22 protein-coding genes are annotated in these 17,867 nt (G+C 69.6%); 5 read left to right on the plus strand and 17 right to left on the minus strand.

Annotation, left to right across the window (positions count from 1 at the left end; all coding sequences use genetic code 11):
* Positions 1-4: 4 nt before the first annotated feature.
* The 11 genes from ligD to QZM15_RS19070 form a co-directional block, all read right to left on the minus strand.
* Complete coding sequence (ligD, locus tag QZM15_RS19020; protein WP_302107034.1) at positions 5-2,788, minus strand: DNA ligase D; 2,784 nt, start codon at positions 2,786-2,788, stop codon at positions 5-7.
* 39 nt (positions 2,789-2,827) lie between these two features.
* Entirely contained in the window at positions 2,828-3,832 is a 1,005-nt protein-coding gene (locus QZM15_RS19025) for a Ku protein (RefSeq protein WP_059575035.1), read from the minus strand.
* A 71-nt stretch (positions 3,833-3,903) separates the two neighbouring features.
* On the minus strand, positions 3,904-6,009 hold the full coding sequence (gene katE / locus QZM15_RS19030) for a catalase HPII (protein WP_302107035.1): 2,106 nt from the start codon (positions 6,007-6,009) through the stop codon (positions 3,904-3,906).
* A gap of 124 nt (positions 6,010-6,133) precedes the next feature.
* A complete protein-coding gene (locus QZM15_RS19035) occupies positions 6,134-6,520 on the minus strand; it encodes a DUF3022 domain-containing protein (RefSeq protein ID WP_302107036.1) in 387 nt (128 codons plus the stop codon).
* A complete protein-coding gene (locus QZM15_RS19040) occupies positions 6,517-6,678 on the minus strand; it encodes a DUF1328 family protein (RefSeq protein ID WP_006498332.1) in 162 nt (53 codons plus the stop codon). Before QZM15_RS19040 ends, QZM15_RS19035 begins: the two co-directional genes overlap by 4 nt.
* A gap of 46 nt (positions 6,679-6,724) precedes the next feature.
* The gene (locus QZM15_RS19045; protein WP_006498333.1) at positions 6,725-6,913 is read right to left on the minus strand and encodes a DUF3008 family protein; all 189 of its coding nucleotides are present in this window, start codon (positions 6,911-6,913) and stop codon (positions 6,725-6,727) included.
* A gap of 70 nt (positions 6,914-6,983) precedes the next feature.
* The gene (locus tag QZM15_RS19050; protein ID WP_226225986.1) at positions 6,984-8,417 is read right to left on the minus strand and encodes an RNA polymerase factor sigma-54; all 1,434 of its coding nucleotides are present in this window, start codon (positions 8,415-8,417) and stop codon (positions 6,984-6,986) included.
* A 374-nt stretch (positions 8,418-8,791) separates the two neighbouring features.
* Entirely contained in the window at positions 8,792-9,106 is a 315-nt protein-coding gene (locus tag QZM15_RS19055; protein ID WP_059575031.1) for a hypothetical protein, read from the minus strand.
* Positions 9,107-9,151: 45 nt separating this feature from the next.
* Positions 9,152-9,463, minus strand: a complete 312-nt coding sequence (locus QZM15_RS19060; protein WP_302107037.1) for a hypothetical protein — start codon at positions 9,461-9,463, stop codon at positions 9,152-9,154.
* Positions 9,460-9,708: a hypothetical protein gene (locus QZM15_RS19065; protein ID WP_302107038.1), complete on the minus strand. Its 249-nt coding sequence runs from the start codon at positions 9,706-9,708 to the stop codon at positions 9,460-9,462. Before QZM15_RS19065 ends, QZM15_RS19060 begins: the two co-directional genes overlap by 4 nt.
* Positions 9,709-9,925: 217 nt before the next feature.
* Positions 9,926-10,228: a hypothetical protein gene (locus QZM15_RS19070; protein ID WP_059575029.1), complete on the minus strand. Its 303-nt coding sequence runs from the start codon at positions 10,226-10,228 to the stop codon at positions 9,926-9,928.
* Between the two features lie 157 nt (positions 10,229-10,385).
* Here QZM15_RS19070 and QZM15_RS19075 point away from each other — a divergent pair, with 157 nt between their 5' ends.
* The 3 genes from QZM15_RS19075 (at position 10,386) to QZM15_RS19085 (ending at position 11,736) form a co-directional block, all read left to right on the plus strand.
* The gene (locus tag QZM15_RS19075) at positions 10,386-10,640 is read left to right on the plus strand and encodes a hypothetical protein (protein ID WP_302107039.1); all 255 of its coding nucleotides are present in this window, start codon (positions 10,386-10,388) and stop codon (positions 10,638-10,640) included.
* 96 nt (positions 10,641-10,736) lie between these two features.
* Positions 10,737-11,168 (plus strand): CBS domain-containing protein, encoded by a 432-nt coding sequence (locus QZM15_RS19080; protein WP_059575027.1) that lies wholly within the window; start codon positions 10,737-10,739, stop codon positions 11,166-11,168.
* A 91-nt stretch (positions 11,169-11,259) separates the two neighbouring features.
* Positions 11,260-11,736: a PRC-barrel domain-containing protein gene (locus QZM15_RS19085; protein WP_302107040.1), complete on the plus strand. Its 477-nt coding sequence runs from the start codon at positions 11,260-11,262 to the stop codon at positions 11,734-11,736.
* 124 nt (positions 11,737-11,860) lie between these two features.
* On the opposite strand, the gene QZM15_RS19090 is transcribed toward QZM15_RS19085, so the two are convergent.
* Positions 11,861-12,340: a response regulator gene (locus QZM15_RS19090; RefSeq protein WP_059575025.1), complete on the minus strand. Its 480-nt coding sequence runs from the start codon at positions 12,338-12,340 to the stop codon at positions 11,861-11,863.
* A gap of 233 nt (positions 12,341-12,573) precedes the next feature.
* Here QZM15_RS19090 and QZM15_RS19095 point away from each other — a divergent pair, with 233 nt between their 5' ends.
* Together QZM15_RS19095 and QZM15_RS19100 are read left to right on the plus strand one after the other, a co-directional pair.
* Complete coding sequence (locus tag QZM15_RS19095) at positions 12,574-13,245, plus strand: UdgX family uracil-DNA binding protein (protein ID WP_104013388.1); 672 nt, start codon at positions 12,574-12,576, stop codon at positions 13,243-13,245.
* Positions 13,242-14,534 carry an Nramp family divalent metal transporter gene (locus tag QZM15_RS19100; RefSeq protein WP_226225991.1) on the plus strand — a complete coding sequence of 431 codons (1,293 nt, stop codon included), beginning with the start codon at positions 13,242-13,244 and terminating at the stop codon, positions 14,532-14,534. The genes QZM15_RS19095 and QZM15_RS19100 overlap by 4 nt, the downstream gene beginning before the upstream one ends.
* Positions 14,535-14,620: 86 nt before the next feature.
* On the opposite strand, the gene QZM15_RS19105 is transcribed toward QZM15_RS19100, so the two are convergent.
* The 5 genes from QZM15_RS19105 to QZM15_RS19125 form a co-directional block, all read right to left on the minus strand.
* Positions 14,621-15,232, minus strand: coding sequence for a DUF892 family protein (locus tag QZM15_RS19105; protein ID WP_059575023.1), 612 nt, complete (start codon positions 15,230-15,232; stop codon positions 14,621-14,623).
* A 59-nt stretch (positions 15,233-15,291) separates the two neighbouring features.
* Positions 15,292-15,906, minus strand: coding sequence for a DUF4142 domain-containing protein (locus QZM15_RS19110; RefSeq protein ID WP_060310438.1), 615 nt, complete (start codon positions 15,904-15,906; stop codon positions 15,292-15,294).
* A gap of 34 nt (positions 15,907-15,940) precedes the next feature.
* Positions 15,941-16,798 (minus strand): SDR family oxidoreductase, encoded by an 858-nt coding sequence (locus QZM15_RS19115; RefSeq protein ID WP_302107041.1) that lies wholly within the window; start codon positions 16,796-16,798, stop codon positions 15,941-15,943.
* Between the two features lie 128 nt (positions 16,799-16,926).
* A complete protein-coding gene (locus QZM15_RS19120) occupies positions 16,927-17,493 on the minus strand; it encodes a hypothetical protein (RefSeq protein ID WP_059575020.1) in 567 nt (188 codons plus the stop codon).
* Between the two features lie 61 nt (positions 17,494-17,554).
* Positions 17,555-17,854 (minus strand): DUF2795 domain-containing protein, encoded by a 300-nt coding sequence (locus QZM15_RS19125; protein WP_034209262.1) that lies wholly within the window; start codon positions 17,852-17,854, stop codon positions 17,555-17,557.
* Between the last annotated feature and the right edge of the window lie 13 nt (positions 17,855-17,867).

Consider the following 17,867-nt stretch of genomic DNA (forward strand, 5'->3'; position numbering starts at 1 on the left):
CGGTTCACGTGTCCGCGCCGAGCCGCGCCCGCATCGCCGCGGTGATGCGCTGGCGCGCCTTCGCATAGCCTTCCCACGGGTCACGCTTCAGCGCGTCCAGCCGCACGTGCAACGTGTCGATCGTCCATTGTGCGCCGCCCGTCGTCTGCGGCACCTCGTCCCACTCGAGCGGCACCGACACGCCCATGCCGGGCCGCGCGCGCACCGAATACGCGGCGATCGTGCTCGCGCCGCGCCCGTTGCGCAGGTAGTCGACGAAGATCTTGCCGCGCCGGTGGCGCGGCCCCATCGTCGCGGTGAAACGCTCGGGCAGCGTGCCGGCGACGTGCTGCGCGACCGCGCGCGAAAAATCCTTCACGTCGTCCCAGCCCGCGTGCCGCGTGAGCGGCACGACGACGTGCAGCCCCTTGCCGCCGCTCGTCTTGCAGAACGACACGAGCCCCAGCTCGTCGAGCAGGCCGCGCACCAGTTGCGCGGCGTCGATCATCGTGCGCCACGGCAGCGCCGGATCGGGATCGAGGTCGAACACGATGCGGTCGGGCCGCTCGATGTTCGACGCATGCGCGTTCCACGTGTGCAGTTCGACCGTGCCCATTTGCGCGGCGCCGAGCAGCGCGTCGACGCTGTCGATCGACAGCAGCGGCCCGTGGCCGGGATCGAGCCCTTCGTGCTGCGTGACGAACGGAATCTCGCGGCGCTCCGCGTGTTTCTGGAAAAACAGCTCGCCGGCGATGTCGCCCGGGGCGCGCACGAGCGAGACGGGCCGGCCTTTCAGGTCGGGCAGCAGCCACGGCGCGACCCATTGCCAGTACCGCGCGAGATCGAGCTTGCGCGTGCCGCTTTGCGGGTCGAGCACGCGCTCGGGATGCGTGATGCGCACGCCGCCGAGCGAGTCTGGCGCAGCCGCGTCGCCTTCGGCGCGCGCGGCCGCGCCGGAACGTGCGGGGCGCTTGCGAGCGGCCGTTTCGTGAGCGGCAGGCGATGCGCGCTTGCGTTTGTCGTCGTGCGTGGTTTCGCGTCGATCCATCGTCACCTCCGTATCCGTGTGTTTCGGCATTTCGCGGACGATCTGCTCCGCCGGCTTGTCGTCGCGCAGCGCGATGAACGCGGCCTGCCGCACGATGCCGTCGCCGGTCCATTCCGCGAATTCGCATTCGGCGACGAGCGTCGGCTCGACCCAGTGCACGCGCGTGCGCGTGCGTTCGCGCGGCGGTGCGTCGAACGGCATCGTGTCGCGCTCGTGCTTGCGCAGGATCGCGGCGAGACGGTCGAGCATGCGCGCGTCGAATCCCGTGCCGACGCGGCCGACGTACCGCAGCGGCCCCGGCCCGCGCCGCCGCTTGCCGGCCGGCGGCGGTTCGTGCACGCCGAGCAGCAGCGCGCCGAAGCCGTGCCGGCTGCCCGATGGTTCCGTAAAGCCGCCGATCACGAATTCCTGCCGGCGCCGGCATTTGAGCTTGATCCACGCCGGCGAACGGCCGGCGCGATAGCGCGACTCCGCGCGCTTGCCGATCAGCCCTTCGAGGCCCGTGTCGCAGGCGCTCGCGATCAGCGACGCGACGTCCTCGCCGAGATCGGGCGAAAAACGCACGCGCGTCGGGTCGCTGTTCGCGAGCAGCGGTTCGAGCAGCGCGCGACGGGCCGTGAGCGGTGCGTCGCGCAGGTCGTATCCGTCGAGATAGGGCAGATCGAACGCGAAGAACGTGATTGCATCCGAGCGGCCCGTGCCGAACGCGTTCTGCAACGCCTGGAAATCGGGCAGGCCGTTTTCGCCGAGCACGACGGCCTCGCCGTCCAGCCACGCGTCGTCGACGTCGAGCGCCGCGAGCGCGTCGCGCTGCGCGCGCAGCTTCGCGGTCCAGTCGCGGCCTTCGCGCGTCATCAGCGTGACGCGCCGGCGCGCGCCCTTGCCTGCAATGCGCGCGAGGATCCGGTAACCGTCGAACTTCAGTTCGTAGCACCAGCCGCCGTGGGTCGGCGGTGCGTCGACCAGCGTCGCGAGTTGCGGCGCGACGCGCTCGGGCAGAGGCGCGCGCACCGCGCCCTCGACTTGCGACGGATCGGTGGGGCGAAGGTTTTCGTTGCCTTCGCGGCTTGCAGGTCGCGTTGCCCGTGAATCGCCGTTCGCGCCGGTCGAGCCGCCGCGTCGCGCCGCTCGCTTGTGCGCCGCGCCGTCGGACGCGCCGTCATGCACGCTGCCCGGCCGCTCGCCGACCACGTCGAATTCATCGGCGCTGCGCGCGTCGTCGTCGCGCTCCTTGATCAGCAGCCACTGCTCCTGGCGCCCTTCCTGGCGCCCGCTGCGTACGAGCGCCCAGCCGCCGTGCAGCTTCTCGCCGTCGAGCCGGAACGTCAGCTTGCCGGCCCGATAGCCTTCGCGTGCCTGCGCGACGCCGCCGTCGGGCGTCCACGTGCCCTCGTCCCAGACGACGACCGACCCCGCGCCGTAATGCCCGGCCGGAATCTCGCCTTCGAACGACGCGTATTCGAGCGGATGGTCCTCGACATGCACGGCGAGCCGCTTCACCTGCGGATCGAAGCTCGGCCCCTTCGGCACGGCCCACGATTTCAGCGTGCCGTCGAGCTCGAGCCGGAAATCGTAGTGCAGCCGGCGCGCGTGGTGCTCCTGGATCACGAAGCGCAGCGGGTGGCGGGCGCGCGCGGCGGGCTTCGCCTTCGTGCCCGCTTTCACCTCCGCCTTCGCGCGACGCTTCCCGTGCGCGCCTTCGGGCTCTGGCGTCGCGCCGAAATGGCGCTTGCGGCGATACGGATCGAGCTTGCCGGCCATCGCGTCACCTCGTCGAAATCGGAGTCGGCGTCATCGGCATCACGCCGCGTGCTTGCGTCGCGCGGCGGTCTTCTTCGCCGCAGGCTCGCTCGCCGCGCGTTTCGCGGTGCCGCGCTTCGCCGCGGTTTTCGTCGCCGCGCCTTTCGACGCGGATTTCGAGGGCGACTTGCGGCGCGACGATGACGACGATGACGCCTCCTCTTCCGCTTCGTCGCGCTCGTCACGCAGATCCGCCGCGCGCGCGCCGGCGCCGCCCTTGAGGCTGCGCTTCAGCAGCTCGGTGAGATCGACCACGTTGGTCGCCGCGCGGCCCGTCTGCGCGGGCCGGTCCTCGATCTCCTCGACCTTGCCCGCGCGCACCTTGCGCTCGACCAGTTCGAGGATGTCGTCGCGAAACGTGTCGTGATATTCGTCGGGCGTCCATTTGCCGGACATGTCGTCGATCAGCTTCTTCGCCATCGCGAGTTCGCGCGCGGTGACGCCCGCGCCCTTCGCGTCGTCGGCCGGCACCGACAGCTCGTCGAGCGGCCGCAGTTCCTCCTGCCAGCGCAGCGTATCGAGCGCGAGCATCGGCCCGACCGGGATCAGCGCGCCCAGGTGCTGGCGGTCGCGCATCACGACGAGCGCGATGCCGATCTTGCCGCTGTCCTTCAGCGCGTCGCGCAGCAGTGCATAGACCTTCTCGCCCTTGCGGTCCGGCACCAGGTAGTACGGCGTGTCGAGATAGAGGAACGACACGGCGTCCTCGTCGACGAAGGTCAGGATGTCGACGGTCTGCGTCGATTCCGGGTTCGCCGCGCGGATTTCGTCGTCGGTCAGCACGACGTAGCGCTCCTTCTCGTACTCGTAGCCGCGCACGATGTCCTCGCGCGTGACCTCCTTGCCGGTGCGCTTGTTGATCTGCCGATAGCCGATCGGGTCCATCGAGCGCTTGTCGAGCATCCGGAACGACGGCTTCACGGTGCGCGTCGCCGGAAACAATTGCACGGGCACGTGCACGAGCCCGAAGCTGATCGCGCCTTTCCATATCATCCGCGGTGCCATGCTGTTCCTCCTTGCCCGATGCGCGCCCGCCCGAGGGCAGGCGCGCCGTCCGGCACGAACCGCCGCCGGCCCTATGCCGGCAGTTCCGCCGCCTGCTGTTCGCGCGCCCACACGCGATGCTGGCCGAGGTGATCCGACAGCGTGTTCAGCACCTTGTCGAGATCGACGGCCTGCCCGACGCACACGCCTTCAGCCGGATCCGGCAAGTGCGCGGCGCTGAGCAATTGCCGCCCCGAGCCGACGGCCGCGATCGGCTTCAGGTGCTTGAACGCCTCGCGCACGAAATGGCGGGCGTCGGCGCTGTGCGCGAGATCGCGGCCATCGCCGTCGCCGCCGCACACGAACACCGCGTCGAACATCACCGACGGCATGCCGGCGAGCGTCGCCTCCGGCACGATGCCGCCGATCGGCGCGAGCGTCGGCGCGACGATCGTCGGCACCGCGTGCGCGGCCTGCAACGCGTCGCGCACCTGCTCGACGAGCACCGGGTTCACGCCCGGCGTCGCGATCAGCGCGATCTTGCGCGAGCGGATGCCGGGCTTCGCGCGGCCGATCAGGCTCAGCGCCGGCGAGGGCCGCGGGACGGCCGGCGTCGCGGCCGCCTGCGGCGCGGGCAGCCCGAGCCGTTCGGCGACCTGCGCGGCGAGCCCCGCGTCGAAGCGCGCGATGATTTCGTTGACCACCCGCTCGCGAATGTGCGGCTGCGTCACCTTGCCGAGCTCGAAGCAGTACGCGTCGCGAATATGCCGCTGCTCGATCTCGGTCATGCTTTGGTAGAACAGCGCGGCTTGCGAGAAATGATCGGCGAACGATTCGCTGCGCACGCGCACCTTGTGGCCTTCGAGCGGCTCGGGCACGGTTTCGAACCCGCCGCCGGACGGCGCGGGCGGCGTCTCGCGCGGCCAGCCGCCGCTCGTCGAGTTCGGCTCGTACGACGCCTGCCCGACGTTGATCGTCTGCCGGTGCATCGCGTCGCGCTGGTTGTTCGCGAACGGGCACACCGGCCGGTTGATCGGAATCTCGTGGAAATTCGGGCCGCCGAGCCGGCTCAGTTGCGTATCGGTGTACGAGAACAGCCGCCCCTGCAACAGCGGATCGTTCGTGAAATCGATGCCCGGCACCACGTGGCCCGGGTGAAACGCAACCTGCTCGGTCTCCGCGAAGAAGTTGTCGGGGTTGCGGTTCAGCGTCATCCGGCCGATTGGCCGCACGGGCACGCGTTCTTCCGGCACGAGCTTGGTCGGATCCAGCAGGTCGAAGTCGAATTTGTCGGCATCGGCCGGATCGATCATCTGCACGCCGAGCTCGAACTCCGGATAGTCGCCGCGCTCGATCGCCATCCACAGGTCGCGCCGGTTGAAATCCGGGTCGTGGCCGGCGATGCGCTGCGCCTCGTCCCACAGCAGCGAATACGCGCCGCTCACGGGCCGCCAGTGGAATTTCACGAAACGCTCGACGCCGGCCGCGTTCACGAAGCGGAACGTGTGCACGCCGAAGCCGTCCATCGCGCGATAGCTCGCCGGCAGCGCGCGATCCGACATCAGCCACAGCACCATGTGCGTGGTTTCCGGCACCAGCGACACGAAATCCCAGAACGTGTCGTGCGCGGACGCGCCGGTCGGCATCTCGTTCGGCGCCTCGGGCTTCACCGCATGCACGAAGTCGGGAAACTTGATCGCATCCTGGATGAAGAACACCGGCATGTTGTTGCCGACGAGGTCGTAGTTGCCTTCCTCGGTATAGAACTTCACCGCGAAGCCGCGCACGTCGCGCACGGTGTCGGCCGACCCGCGCGGCCCCTGCACGGTCGAGAAGCGCACGTACACCGGCGTTTCGGCGGCCGGGTCCTGCAGGAACGCGGCCTTCGTGTAGTCGGCCATCGGCTCGTAGACGCGGAACACGCCGTGCGCGCCCGAGCCGCGCGCGTGCACCACGCGCTCCGGAATGCGCTCATGATCGAAATGCGTGATCTTCTCACGCATGATGAAGTCTTCGAGCAGCGACGGGCCGCGCGCGCCGCCTCGCAGCGTATTCTGGTTGTCGGCGATCCGCACGCCCTGGTTGGTGCGCAACGCCTCGCCGTCGGGCCGCGCACGGTTCGCTTCGAGCTGGCGCGACTTCGCGCTGTCGTGCGGCTGCGTCGGGGGCGTCTTGCCGGCGGATGGGGGATTCGTCATCGTCAGGTGTCCTCTTGGTATTCGAATGGGGAGCCGCCATGCACGCCGGCGCGCCGCGGCGCGCGCGTGCGAACGGCGGGGAAAGCCGGCCCGGCGCCCGATGGGCGCCCGCGGGCCGGCGGCGTCAGGGCGCGCGCAGCGCCGCGTCGAATTCGACGGCCGTCACGTCGAGCGCCACGTTGCATTCGATCACGGCATCCTCGACGCGCGGCTTGTGCTCGTCCACCGCGCGCCGCGCGCGGTCGCACAGTTGCGTGCGCACGCGCAGCCGGTCGGCCGTGTCGAGCTGCGCGTAGCGCTCGATCACGTCCGCATCGAACCGCATGTCGACCGTGCAGCGCCATTCGCGCGCATCCTCGTCGGAGGGCACGCGCACCCACGATACGTGGATCGTCAGCCGGCCCGACGCGTCGTCCTCGTGAACGACGACGGTCGACTGCGACGGAAAGCCGATCGCGAACGCGTGCTCGAGTTCCGCGACGCGCCGCGACCGGTCGGGCGTGACCGTCATCGGCGCACGACCCCCAGCAACAGCGTGACCAGGAAGATCACGACGAAGATGTAGAACAGGATCTTCGCGATCTCGGCCGCGCCGGCGGCAATGCCGCCGAACCCGAACACCGCCGCGATGATCGCGATGACGAAGAAGATGATGGCGTATCGAAGCATGGAACCCTCCTGGATGACAGCGGTCGTCACTAAACGTCGGCGGCGCTCACGCATCGTGCTTGTGTTTCGGTTTGCCGTGCGTGGGCGTGGAAGCCATTTTCTCGAGCTCTTTCTCGCTCATCGACTTGGCCATCGATTTCGACGGCGGCTTCAGATCCTTCATTTTCGTGTCACCGCGCTTGGCCGACAGCGCGGCCCCTGCGGCGCGCTGCTGCGCCTGGGATTTGGCTGGCATGATTGCGCTCCTCTCGTTGGCGCGAGCCGACGCGACGGACGGCGCGCGCATGGTTGGAACAATGAGGCCGTCACGCGGCGTCGCGGCGCCGCAGGTCGGCCGGCGGAATCTTCATCGCCTGGCGATACTTGGTCACCGTCCGACGCGCAAGAAGAATGCCGCGGCCCGCGAGATTTTCGGCGAGCGCGACGTCGGATAGCGGATCGGTATGCCGCTCGGCCGCGATCATGTCGCGGATCAGCACCTTCGCGGCGGAGGCCGAGCACACGCCCTTGCCAGCCGCCTCGAGCTTGCGCGGGAAGAAATGCTTGAACTCGAACGTGCCGTGCGGCGTGGCCATGTACTTGTTGCCGGTCGCGCGCGAGACGGTCGATTCGTGCAGGTCGAGTTCCTCCGCGATGTCGCGCAGCACGAGCGGCTTCATCGCGATCTCGCCGTAGCGGAAGAAATCGCGCTGCCGCGCGACGATGCATTCGCCCACGCGCTGGATCGTGTCGAAGCGCTTCTGCACGTTGCGGATCAGCCAGCGCGCTTCCTGCAATTGCTGGCCGAGCGGCGAATCGCGCTCGCCGCTCGACTGCGCGAACAGCGTCGCATAGCGCTCGTGCAACCGCGCACGCGGCAGCACGGCCGGATTGATCGTGACGATCCACTCGTCGCGCACCTGACGCACGATCACGTCGGGCACCACGTAGTCGCCGCGCGTGCTGCCGTAGTGATTGCCGGGGCGCGGGTCGAGCCCGCGCACCAGCGCGCAGGCGGCCTGCAGCGTCTGCTGATTGCAGCCGAGGCGCCGCTGGATTTCGGCCGTCTCGCGGCGCGCGAGCCGCTCCAGATGCTCGCGCGCGATCGCTTTCGCTTCCGCGAGCGCCGGCGTGCCGGCCGGAATCGCGTCCAGTTGCAGCACCAGGCATTCGGATAACGAACGCGCGGCGATACCCGGCCGGTCGAGCATCTGCACGAGCCGCAGCGCGACCGCCAGATCCTGCTCCGACAGCAGCCACGCGGGATCGGCGGCGACCAGCAGTTCAGGGAGTTCCTGCCGCAGGTAGCCGTCGTCGTCGAGCGCATCGATCACGAGGCGCGCGGCCTCGCGATCACGTTTGTTGAGCGGATAGAGCCGCAGCGCATCGTGCAGTTGCTGATGCAGCGACGGCTCGGCGGCCATCCATTCGCCGGGCGACAACCCGTCGGTGTCGTCGCCCTGGCGGCTCGTACCGCGCGGCGCGGGCGCGGCGGTAAACGGCACCTCGCCGTCCGGCGGGCGGATTTCGTCGCGCTCGGGCGCCGTTTCAGGCACGGCCGCTTCGGTCGGTTGCTCGGGGGTCGCGGCAGCGGTTTCGTCGTCGCCCGGGCCATCTTCGAGAAACGGGTTCATGTCGAGCGCCTGACGCAATTCCTGTTGAAATTCGAGCGAGGACAACTGCAGCAGCCGCAGCGACTGCTGAAGCCTCGGCGTGAGTGCGAGATGCTGTCGCATCTGCAGCGCAAGCGAGACGGGCATCAAAAGCCTCCTGACGGTTCGGTTCGGGTGTGTCTTCTACCGAACGTCATGCAGCATCCGTGCCAGCCGCGCGAAGCGCGGCAGGGCGCGGCTCTCGGGGGTTCGCACCCCGTGTCGCCCCGCGCCGGAGCCTGCTTTTTTACAAGGCCGGGGCAAGTTTGGGGGCACGTATTTCGCTCGGGCAAACGCGGCCCCGCCCTAGGCTGACTGCCCGTCCTCATTCGCATCGATGCGGTCGGCCTCCGACCGGTCGAGTAAAGCGCTCGACGATCCGGGCCGATGGCGCCGGATGCTCGTGCGGATTCGCCATCGCGTTGCCCCGGCCGCATCGCGGTGCCGCATGCCGTGGCGCGGCGCCACACCGCAACGTCCTGTCAGTACTGCATCGGCGGCGGCGTGCCCGGCAGCGGCCGATCGCCCTGCGTGCCGTTCGGGCCGGGCGGCGGTGCGTCGACCGGTTCGCCGACGGTTGCGCCCGGCGGCATCGTGTTGCCCGGCGACGGACGCGTGTCGTAGCGCGTATTCGCGTCCGGCATCGTCGTGGTCGATTGCGCGCCGCGGCCGTCGGGCGGCGCGGGCGGCGCCGCGCGCGTGCCGTACGGGCCGCCGGCCGGTTGCGTGCATGCGCCCAGCGCGCACGCGGCGGCCAACGCACACGCGCCCACGCGGATCGTCTGGATCGTGTTCATCGAATGCTCCTCCCATGGCTGCGGGCCGCGCCGTGGCGGCGCGGCTCAGAGCCGGTTGAAATGGAAATCGCCCGCGTACGCGGTCGGTGCGCGGCGCGCCATCATCGTGTCGAATTCGGCCGCGACGCGCGTGAGCGTGCCGCGTTGCCGCTCGACGTCGGCCCGTTCGAGCGCGGCGAATGCATCGCCGTCGAACGTCACGGTCAGCGACGCCGGATGGCCGTCGACGCGAAAGCCGATATGCAATGCGCCGGCCGGTTGCTCCTCGACATGGAACGGGATCGCGCGCGCCTCGAAATGGCGGCCCAGCGTTTCGGCGATGTCGCGCAGCAGGCCGGGTTTCACGCGGATGCTCATCGCAGGCCCTCCCTTGCCGGTGTCGTTCGCGACGCCGCGCTCACCGACGGCGCCCGCACCGGCGGCTCGCGCGACGGCGGATCGCGTTCCGGCGGCGCATGCCCGGGCGGATCGCCCTCCGGCTGCCGGTACGGCTCCGGCATGTCCGGCGGCACGTCGTCGGGGTCGGGCGGCTCGGGGTCCGGCTCGATGTCGGGAAGCGGCGGTTCGGGCCGTTGCAGCCACTGCGCGGGTTCGTGTTTCATCGGCAATTCCATCGTTGCGGGATTCGGTCGGGATCGGCGCGACAGCCGCATGGCGAGGATTCGCAAGCCGCATGCCGTGCGGCCGGGCCGCCCGCACACGGAGATCGCACGGGGACCGCGCGGGAATCGATACGCGGGCGGATACACAGCCGCGCGGTGCGGCGCGAAGCGCCATGCCTTCGCTACACCGTTCGCTGAAAATCTTGCAAGCGCGCCGCTACGCGTCATAGGCCGCCATCACCAGCCACAGCTCGCGGCCGTCGTCGCGCACGCGCGCGGCGAGCGCGTACGGATCCGACGGCTCGCACGCCCGCTGCAGCGCGAAGCGTGCGGGCTCGGTCGCGCCGAACGTCTCGTCGCCGAGCGGCCGCACGTCGGCCTTGCCTTCGAACATTCGGCGCTCGGGCCGGTAGATCAGCGGCTCGCGCTTCCACGTATCGAAATGGCTTTTCACCGAATCGAATCCGCCCCCGCATACGTTGATCTCATAGCGCACGCCTGGTCGTCGTTTCGGAATCATCGTCGTGCCTCCGCTTGATGTGTGCGCAGCAGACACGCCGTCGCGCCTGCGTCGTCATGGTCGTCTGCCTCGCTGCGGCAAGTCGCGTGCCGGGGGGCGAACCGGGAACGCCGGTTGCGGCACAGGCGCATCATCGTCACCGATACGGAGCACCGCCATGAAGGATTCGACCCGGCCCGGCCAGAACGCACCGGCGCACGAGCGGCACCCCGACCCGCAACCGCCGCTGAAGGATCAGGACCGCACGCGCACGCGCCATTCCGAACGGCATATCGACAAGCAGCTCGAGGACACGTTTCCGGCGAGCGATGCGCCCGCGACGGGCGGCGTGACGCGCATCGAACCCGACACGCCGCCCGGCACGCACGACGACGGGCCGTGGCAGGACAAACGCGATCGCGATGACGCGTGACGCGGCGGCCGCGCGCACGGCATGTGCTTTGCCGAATCCGGCGGCCGCATCGGCCCATTGCTACACACTGCTACACCTACCCGCAAGGAGAATTGCATGCATCGCGTCAACGAAATCATGTCGCAGGACGTCGTGCGGATCTCGCCGACCGACTCGATCCGTCACGCCGCCCAACTGATGGAGCGCTACGACATCGGCGCGCTGCCCGTGTGCGACAACAACCGGCTGGTCGGGATGGTGACGGACCGCGATCTCGCGGTGCGCGCGATCTCGGCTGGCAAGCCGCCGGAGACGCGAATCCACGAGGTCGCGTCCGGCCCGATCGAATGGTGCTTCGACGACGATTCGCTGGACGAGATCCAGCACTACATGGCCGACGCGCAACTGCGCCGGCTGCCCGTCGTCGATCACGACAAGCGACTGGTCGGCATGCTGTCGCTCGCCGACATCGCGACGCGCACGGCGAGCCCCGAGCGCGACGACGTGGCGAACACGCTCGAAGGCGTGTCGCAACCGAAGCAGACGTGACGAAGCGATTCCCGCTTCGCCCTGCCCACCCCGCGCGACCCGCAGGGCCCGCCCCGGGCACGGTCGCGCCCCACGCAGCCTGGAGGAAACCATGCAGACTTCCAATCAAGGTCAGACCCACATCATCGGCAAGGGCGCCGCGACGGCGGCCGGCCCCGGCCCCGACGTGATGGCGGCCGATACGCTGGAAGGCGACAAGGTCTATACGACCGACGGCGACGACGTCGGCAAGATCAAGGACATCATGCTCGACGTGCGCTCCGGCCGCATCGCGTATGCGGTGCTGTCGAGCGGCGGCATCCTCGGCATCGGCGACAAGCTGCACGCCATTCCGTGGAGCGCGCTGACGCTCGACACCGAGCGCAAGTGCTTCCTGCTGTCGGTGTCGTCCGAGCGGATCCGCAACGCGCCGGGGTTCGACAAGGACCATTGGCCGGCGATGGCCGATCCGCAATGGGCCGAGCCGCTGCACGAGTTCTACGGCAGCACACCGTACTGGAGTGCCGGCGACGAGCTCGGGCTCACCGACCCGACCGAGGACCTGAACGATCCGCGCGGCCGCCACTGAGCGCGCCACGACGTGGCGCCGCAGCGCCGGCGCCTTTGATGCAACACGCCCCGCTCCGCGCGGGGCGTTTTTTGTCCGCCGCGCCGTGCCGGCAGGTGCCGCACCCCACGCGCCGCCAGCCTTTTTACAAGGGGCGTGTAACGTCCCCGTCCGGCTTCGCGGCGCCGCCGCTCGCCGATTCGAGGTAGCCCAGCAGCCGGTGCGGCGTCAGCGGCTTCGCGCAATGCGCGTCGAAGCCGGCTTCCTTCGCCTGTTCCTGATCCCGCCGCGACGCGAGCCCGCTGCACGCCACCAGCAGCATGTCGGCCGTTTGCGGATCGCCGCGCAGTCGCGCCGCGAGTTGCAGCCCGTCGAGGCCCGGCATCGCGATGTCGAGCACGACCGCGAACGGCTGCCAGTCGCGCGCGACGTCGCACACCGCGAACGGATCGTCGGCGACCCGGCACTCGAAGCCGCGCGCCTCCAGCAGCAGGCGCAGCGCATCGGCCGCTTCGCGATAGTCGTCGACGACCAGCACGCGGCGCGGGCGGCGCGGCACGCTGTCGGGCGCGCGCCACAGCAGCACGTCGTCGGCGGCCGGATCGTCGCCGGGGTCGGGTTGCATCGTGCTTCTCCTGTCGTTGGACCGGTTTGCCAAGCAAGGCGCGCGCCCATATCGACCGAGTGCGGCATGCCGGTTGCTGTCTCTTTCGCATCGCCGACACAGGAGTCTTTCATGCGCACGATGCGGCTTCCCGCGCCCGCTCTGCTTCCCTCCGCCCGTGCGACAGCTCGCGTGCCGGCATGTTCCAAGCAACCGCGGCGCGCCGCTTGCCCGGCCCGGGCCAGGGGCGCCGCATGACGCGCAAACCGCCCGCGCGCCCGGCATCCACGCCGCCGCCGACCGACGACGATACGCCGGCCACGCTCGGCGCGTGCCGCCGCTGCACGCTGTGGGAACACGCGACGCAGCCCGTGCCGGGCGCCGGGCCCGTCGACGCGCCGATCATGCTGGTCGGCGAGCAGCCGGGCGACCAGGAGGACCGCGCGGGCCTGCCGTTCGTCGGCGCGGCCGGCCGCATGCTCGATCGCGCACTCGACGAAGCCGGGATCGAACGCTCGCACGTCTACCTGACGAATGCGGTCAAGCACTTCAAATGGGAGCCGCGCGGCAAGCGGCGGCTGCACAAGACGCCCGCGCAGCGCGAAGTGGCCGCGTGCCACTACTGGCTCGAGCGCGAGCTCGAAGCCGTACAGCCGCGCGTGGTGGTCGCGCTCGGCGCGACGGCGCTGCGCGCGGTGCTGCAGGACAACGACGCGACGCTCGAGCGCACGCGCGCGCCGGTGCGCACCGAGGACGGCCGGCTCGTCGTCGCCACCTATCATCCGTCGTACGTGCTGCGCACGCGCGGCGCCGATTCCCGCGAACACGCCTACCGCACACTGGTGGACGCATTGCGCACGGCGTCGCGCCTCGCGCGCGAGCGGCGCCACGGCGGCGGCCGTCCGTCGCACGGGGACGCCGGATGAGCGGACTCGACGAAGGCGCGCGGCCGGCGGCCGAAGCGCCGCCGCCCGCCGCGAAGCCGTGGTACCGGCGGCTCGGCCCCGGCCTGCTCGCGGGCGCGTCGGACGCCGATCCGAGCAACGTCGCCGTCTACGCGCAGGCCGGCAGCCAGTTCGGTTTCAACATGCTGTGGATGATCGTTGTCACGCTGCCGATGATGGTCGCGGTGCAGCTCGCGTCGGCATTCATCGGCCGGCGCAATCGCGAAGGGCTCGTGGCCGGCATCCGCGAGCATTTTTCCGATCGCGTCGCGAAGACGCTGATCGTGATGGTCGTGATCGTCAACGTCGTGAACGTCGGCGCGGATCTCGCGGCGATGGGCGATGCGACGGCGCTCGTCGTCGGCGGCCGCAGCTACTGGTATGCGCCGCTCTACGGGATCGCGTCGCTCGCGTTGCAGGTGCTGCTGTCGTACGAACGCTATGCGCGCTGGCTGAAATGGATGACGCTCGGCCTGATCGCGTACGTGCTCGAACTCGGCTTCGTGCATATCGACTGGGCCGGCCTGCTGCATGCGATCGTGCTGCCGCAGATCGCATTCACGCATGCGTATGCGACCACCGCGGTCGCCGTGCTCGGCACGACGCTGAGCCCGTACCTGTTCGTGTGGCAAGCCGCGCTCGAAGTCGAGGAAACCACGGCCGAGCAACAGGACGGCGAGCGCAGCACGCGCCGCGAGACCGAGCGGCGCATTACGTTCGACACGTGGACCGGCATGATCGTCACCAACGCGGTGTCGTTCTGCATCATGGTGATCGGCTCGGCCGTCTTCTTCGCGCGCGGCCGGCACGACATCGGCAGCACCGCGCAGGCCGCGGAGGCATTGCGGCCGATCGCCGGCGAAGCCGCGTTTCTCGTATTCGCGTTCGGCATCGTCGGCTGCGGGCTGCTCGCGATTCCCGCGTTCGCAGGCAGCGCCGCCTACGGGTGCGCGGAAGCGTGGCGGTTCCGCGAAGGGCTGAACGAGCCCGTGAAGCGCGCGCCCGCGTTCTACACGGTGCTGGCGCTGTGCGTGATCGTCGGCATCGCGATCTGCTTCGGCCCGATCGACCCGATCCGCGCGTTGTACTGGAGCGCGGTGCTCAACGGCATCGCAGCGGTGCCGATGCTCGTGCTGGTGATGCTGCTGTCGCGCAAGCGCGATGCGGCCGGCCAGCCCGGCAGCGGGCCGGTGTCGAAACTGTTCGGCTGGCTGGCGGTCGTGCTGATGGCGGCGGCGGTGGCGACGATGATCGTCGATCTGCTGACGTGATCGATGGAACGGAGATGAACGAGGTTGCGTGCGCAACCGCTTGAACCGGCAAGCGGGCGGCCGCGCCGCCCGCTTGGCCCGCGACATTACATCATCTTGCCGCGCGAGCGCTCGGCACGCGCCGCATCGGCGGCGGACTCCACCTTCTTCACTTCCTCCGGCGGCGGGAGCACCGCCTTGAAGCCCATCGACTCGATCCACATCTCGCGCGCCCAGCCACGCGTGTGATACAGGTGATGATCCTCGTCGGCCTCGACTTCATCGTGCGCGGCCTTCAACACCTTCGCAGCGTTACTGTCGGGCAGTTGATCTGCCGCGTAGCCGATCAGCTCCCAGTTCAGGTGGTCCTTGGTTTCGGCCAGCACCACGCATTCGGCCGCGACGACTTGCGCAACCGCCGGGTCGGCCTGCTTCTTCGCCTGCTCGATCACCTGCACCAGCGACTTGCCGGTCGCCGCCACCGCGGCGCGCCCCGGCGACTGCGTATCCGGGTCGAGGCCGAGCGTTTCGAATACCTTGCGCAGCACCTCCTGGTGATGCAGCGTCTCCCGATGGTACTTCTCCCATTCCTTGTGCAGGTCCTCGTCGGTCGCGCACTGGAGCGCGGCCTCGTAGATCTGCGCGCCACCAAGCTCGGTCTCGTATGCCTGGCAGAGCAGTTCGAGGATACCTTCGTGCTTCGATTGCCGTTGGGCCATGACTGCTTCTCCGAAAAAGCGGGCCGCACGTGCGGCCCAGGGGTGGAACCGGGCGCGCGTTATTGCGCGCCCACCTTGCGTGCGACCGTCTCCGCCATGCTCAGGTGATGCTTGAGCGTCGGCAGCGTGGATTTCGCGAACGCGCGCAGTTGCGCGTCCTTGCCGTCGCGCGCTTCGTCTTCGAACAACGCGACCGCCTTCTTGTGCGCATCGGGGCCGGCCGCCGCGAGATAGGCGGTGTCGAAGTCGTGCCCGCGCTTGCCGCGCAGCGCCTCCACGTCGGGGTCCGAGATCGTGTCGACCTGCGGCTTCATGCCCTTGCGCGCGGCGATCTCACTGAGCTTCGCGTTCGCCTTGCCGTGGTCCGCGACCATCCGTTTCGCGAATGCCCGCACGTCGGCCGACTGCGCCTGCTTCAGCGCGAGCTGGCTGGCCTGCACTTCCGCCTTGCCGGCCATCGCGGCCTTGTCGACGAATTCCGCGTCGGCGCCCTTCGGCGCTTTCGCGATGCCGGGGTCGCCCGCGGCGCCCGCGCCCGACGACGGATTGATCACACCGCCCGGCACATGCGAATTCGACGCGGGCGGCTCGCTCGGCATCTGCGCGCGGGCGAGCGCCGACACCGCGAGCACGCCGGCGGCGAGCGCCGCGATCGTCCAGTTGGGTTGTCTCATCTGCTTTCTCCTGGTACTTGCGTGGAAACGGCCATCAGCCGCCGACGATCGAGCCGCCGTTCGGGTGCAGCGTCTGCCCGGTCATGTAGCTCGCGCCTTCCGACGCGAGCAGCACGTAGCAGCCGATCAGTTCGTCCGGCTGGCCCGGCCGCTTGAGCGGCACGTTCGAGCCGAATTTCTCGACCTGCTCGGGCGTGAACGTCGACGGAATCAGCGGCGTCCAGATCGGCCCCGGCGCGACCGCGTTCACGCGGATGTCGCGCTCGGCCAGCTCGATCGACAGCGAGCGCGTGAACGCGACGATCGCGCCCTTGGTCGCCGAGTAGTCGGGCAGCTTCGGACTGCCGTGATACGCGGTGACCGACGCCGTGTTGACGATGCGGCCGCCCTGCTTCATGTGCGGCAGCGCCGCCTGCGTGCAGAAGAACATGCCGTACACGTTCGTGCGGAACGTGCGTTCGAGCTGTTCCTCGGACACGTCCTCGATGCCGGGCTGCGGATGCTGCTCGCCTGCGTTGTTGACGAGCACGTCGAGCCGGCCGAGCCGCTCGACCGTGCGCGCCACCGCGTCGCGCGCCTGCCGGCGATCGCCGACGTCGCATGCGATCGCCTCGCAACGCCGGCCGGCCTGCTCGATCAGCTTCTTCGTGTGCGCGGCATCGTCGGATTCCTTCAGGTAGACGATCGCGACGTCCGCGCCCTCCTTCGCGAAACCGATCGCCACGGCGCGGCCGATCCCGCTGTCGCCGCCCGTCACCAGCGCGACCTTGCCCGCGAGCTTGCCGCTGCCGACGTATTCGGCCGCCTCGTCGCGCGGCTTCGGGTGCATGCCGCGCTCGGTGCCCGGCTGATGCGACTGCTTCTGCGGCGGTGGAGTCTGTGCGGTGGTCATGTGTTCCTCCTTGAACGAATGCCGTCGATGCTGCGCAAGCGGCGTGCCACGCGCGGCGCACGCCGGCCCGCGCGCGCCGGCCGGGTTTCGACGGTGTGCTTTGCAAGCGCTTGGAAAAAAGGGCGTATTCAGCGCGGCACGTCGGATGGCGCTTCGTCGGGCCGGCGGACCGGATCGAAATCGCGCCATTCGCCGTTCTGCCAGTCGCCCTCGACGCGCTCGATCGACTTCGCGCCGGTCGCGCGCAGCACGTCTTCGGCGGCCGTCGCAGTGTCGGGCGTCACGCGCGCGGCGAGGATCACGCCGGTTTCGCTCTGCGCGAGCGTGCCCTTGCCTTCGGCCTGCTCGCCGCGCATCCGGCCGAGCGCGCCGCCGAATGCGCCGAGATAGGCGCCGGCCAGCGCGCCGGCAGCCGGCACGAACCAGTAGCGCAGGCCGACCGCATACACGATCAATCCGGCGACGACGCCGATCAGCAGCCCGCGAATCGCGCCGATCATCGCGCCGCGCCCGCCCGGTTTCGCCGCCGTGTCGGCATACACGTCGCCGCCGATCGGGAAGCGCGCGTGCTGGCCGCCGGGGTTCAGGAAGAAGATCGACACGTCGTCGGGCCCGAACGCGCGCTCGTAGAGGTGACGCGCCCCACCTTCCGCTTCATCGAACGTCGTGAAACGGCCTGCGACGATCATCGCCATGGTCGTGCTCCTCGTGATGGGTGCGCCGCGCGCTCGCGCACGCGGCGCGACGGGACGGCACTTACATCAGCCGCCCGAGTTCCTTCGATACCGATGCGGGCGTGTCGTACTCGCGCTCCGGGATCTTGCGCAGCATGTCGAGCACCTCGCGGTCCGCATGCGCGCGTTCCGCGCACTGCACGACGTCCGACTTGCTCGCCGGGTAGTCCATGCCCTTGAGCGCCTTCTGCACGTCGACCGGGCTCGGCGGCTTGCCGTGGCCCGTCTGATGGCCGCCCTTGTCGTGGTCCTGCTGCGTGCGCTCGCCTTCGTGCGCACGCGAGTGGCTGTATTCGTGGCCCGTATGTTGTCGGGATGTCATGAAAGCCTCCTTG

Origin of the sequence: Burkholderia sp. AU44665 (assembly GCF_030504405.1) — a bacterium.
Taxonomy (GTDB): Bacteria; Pseudomonadota; Gammaproteobacteria; order Burkholderiales; family Burkholderiaceae; genus Burkholderia; species Burkholderia semiarida.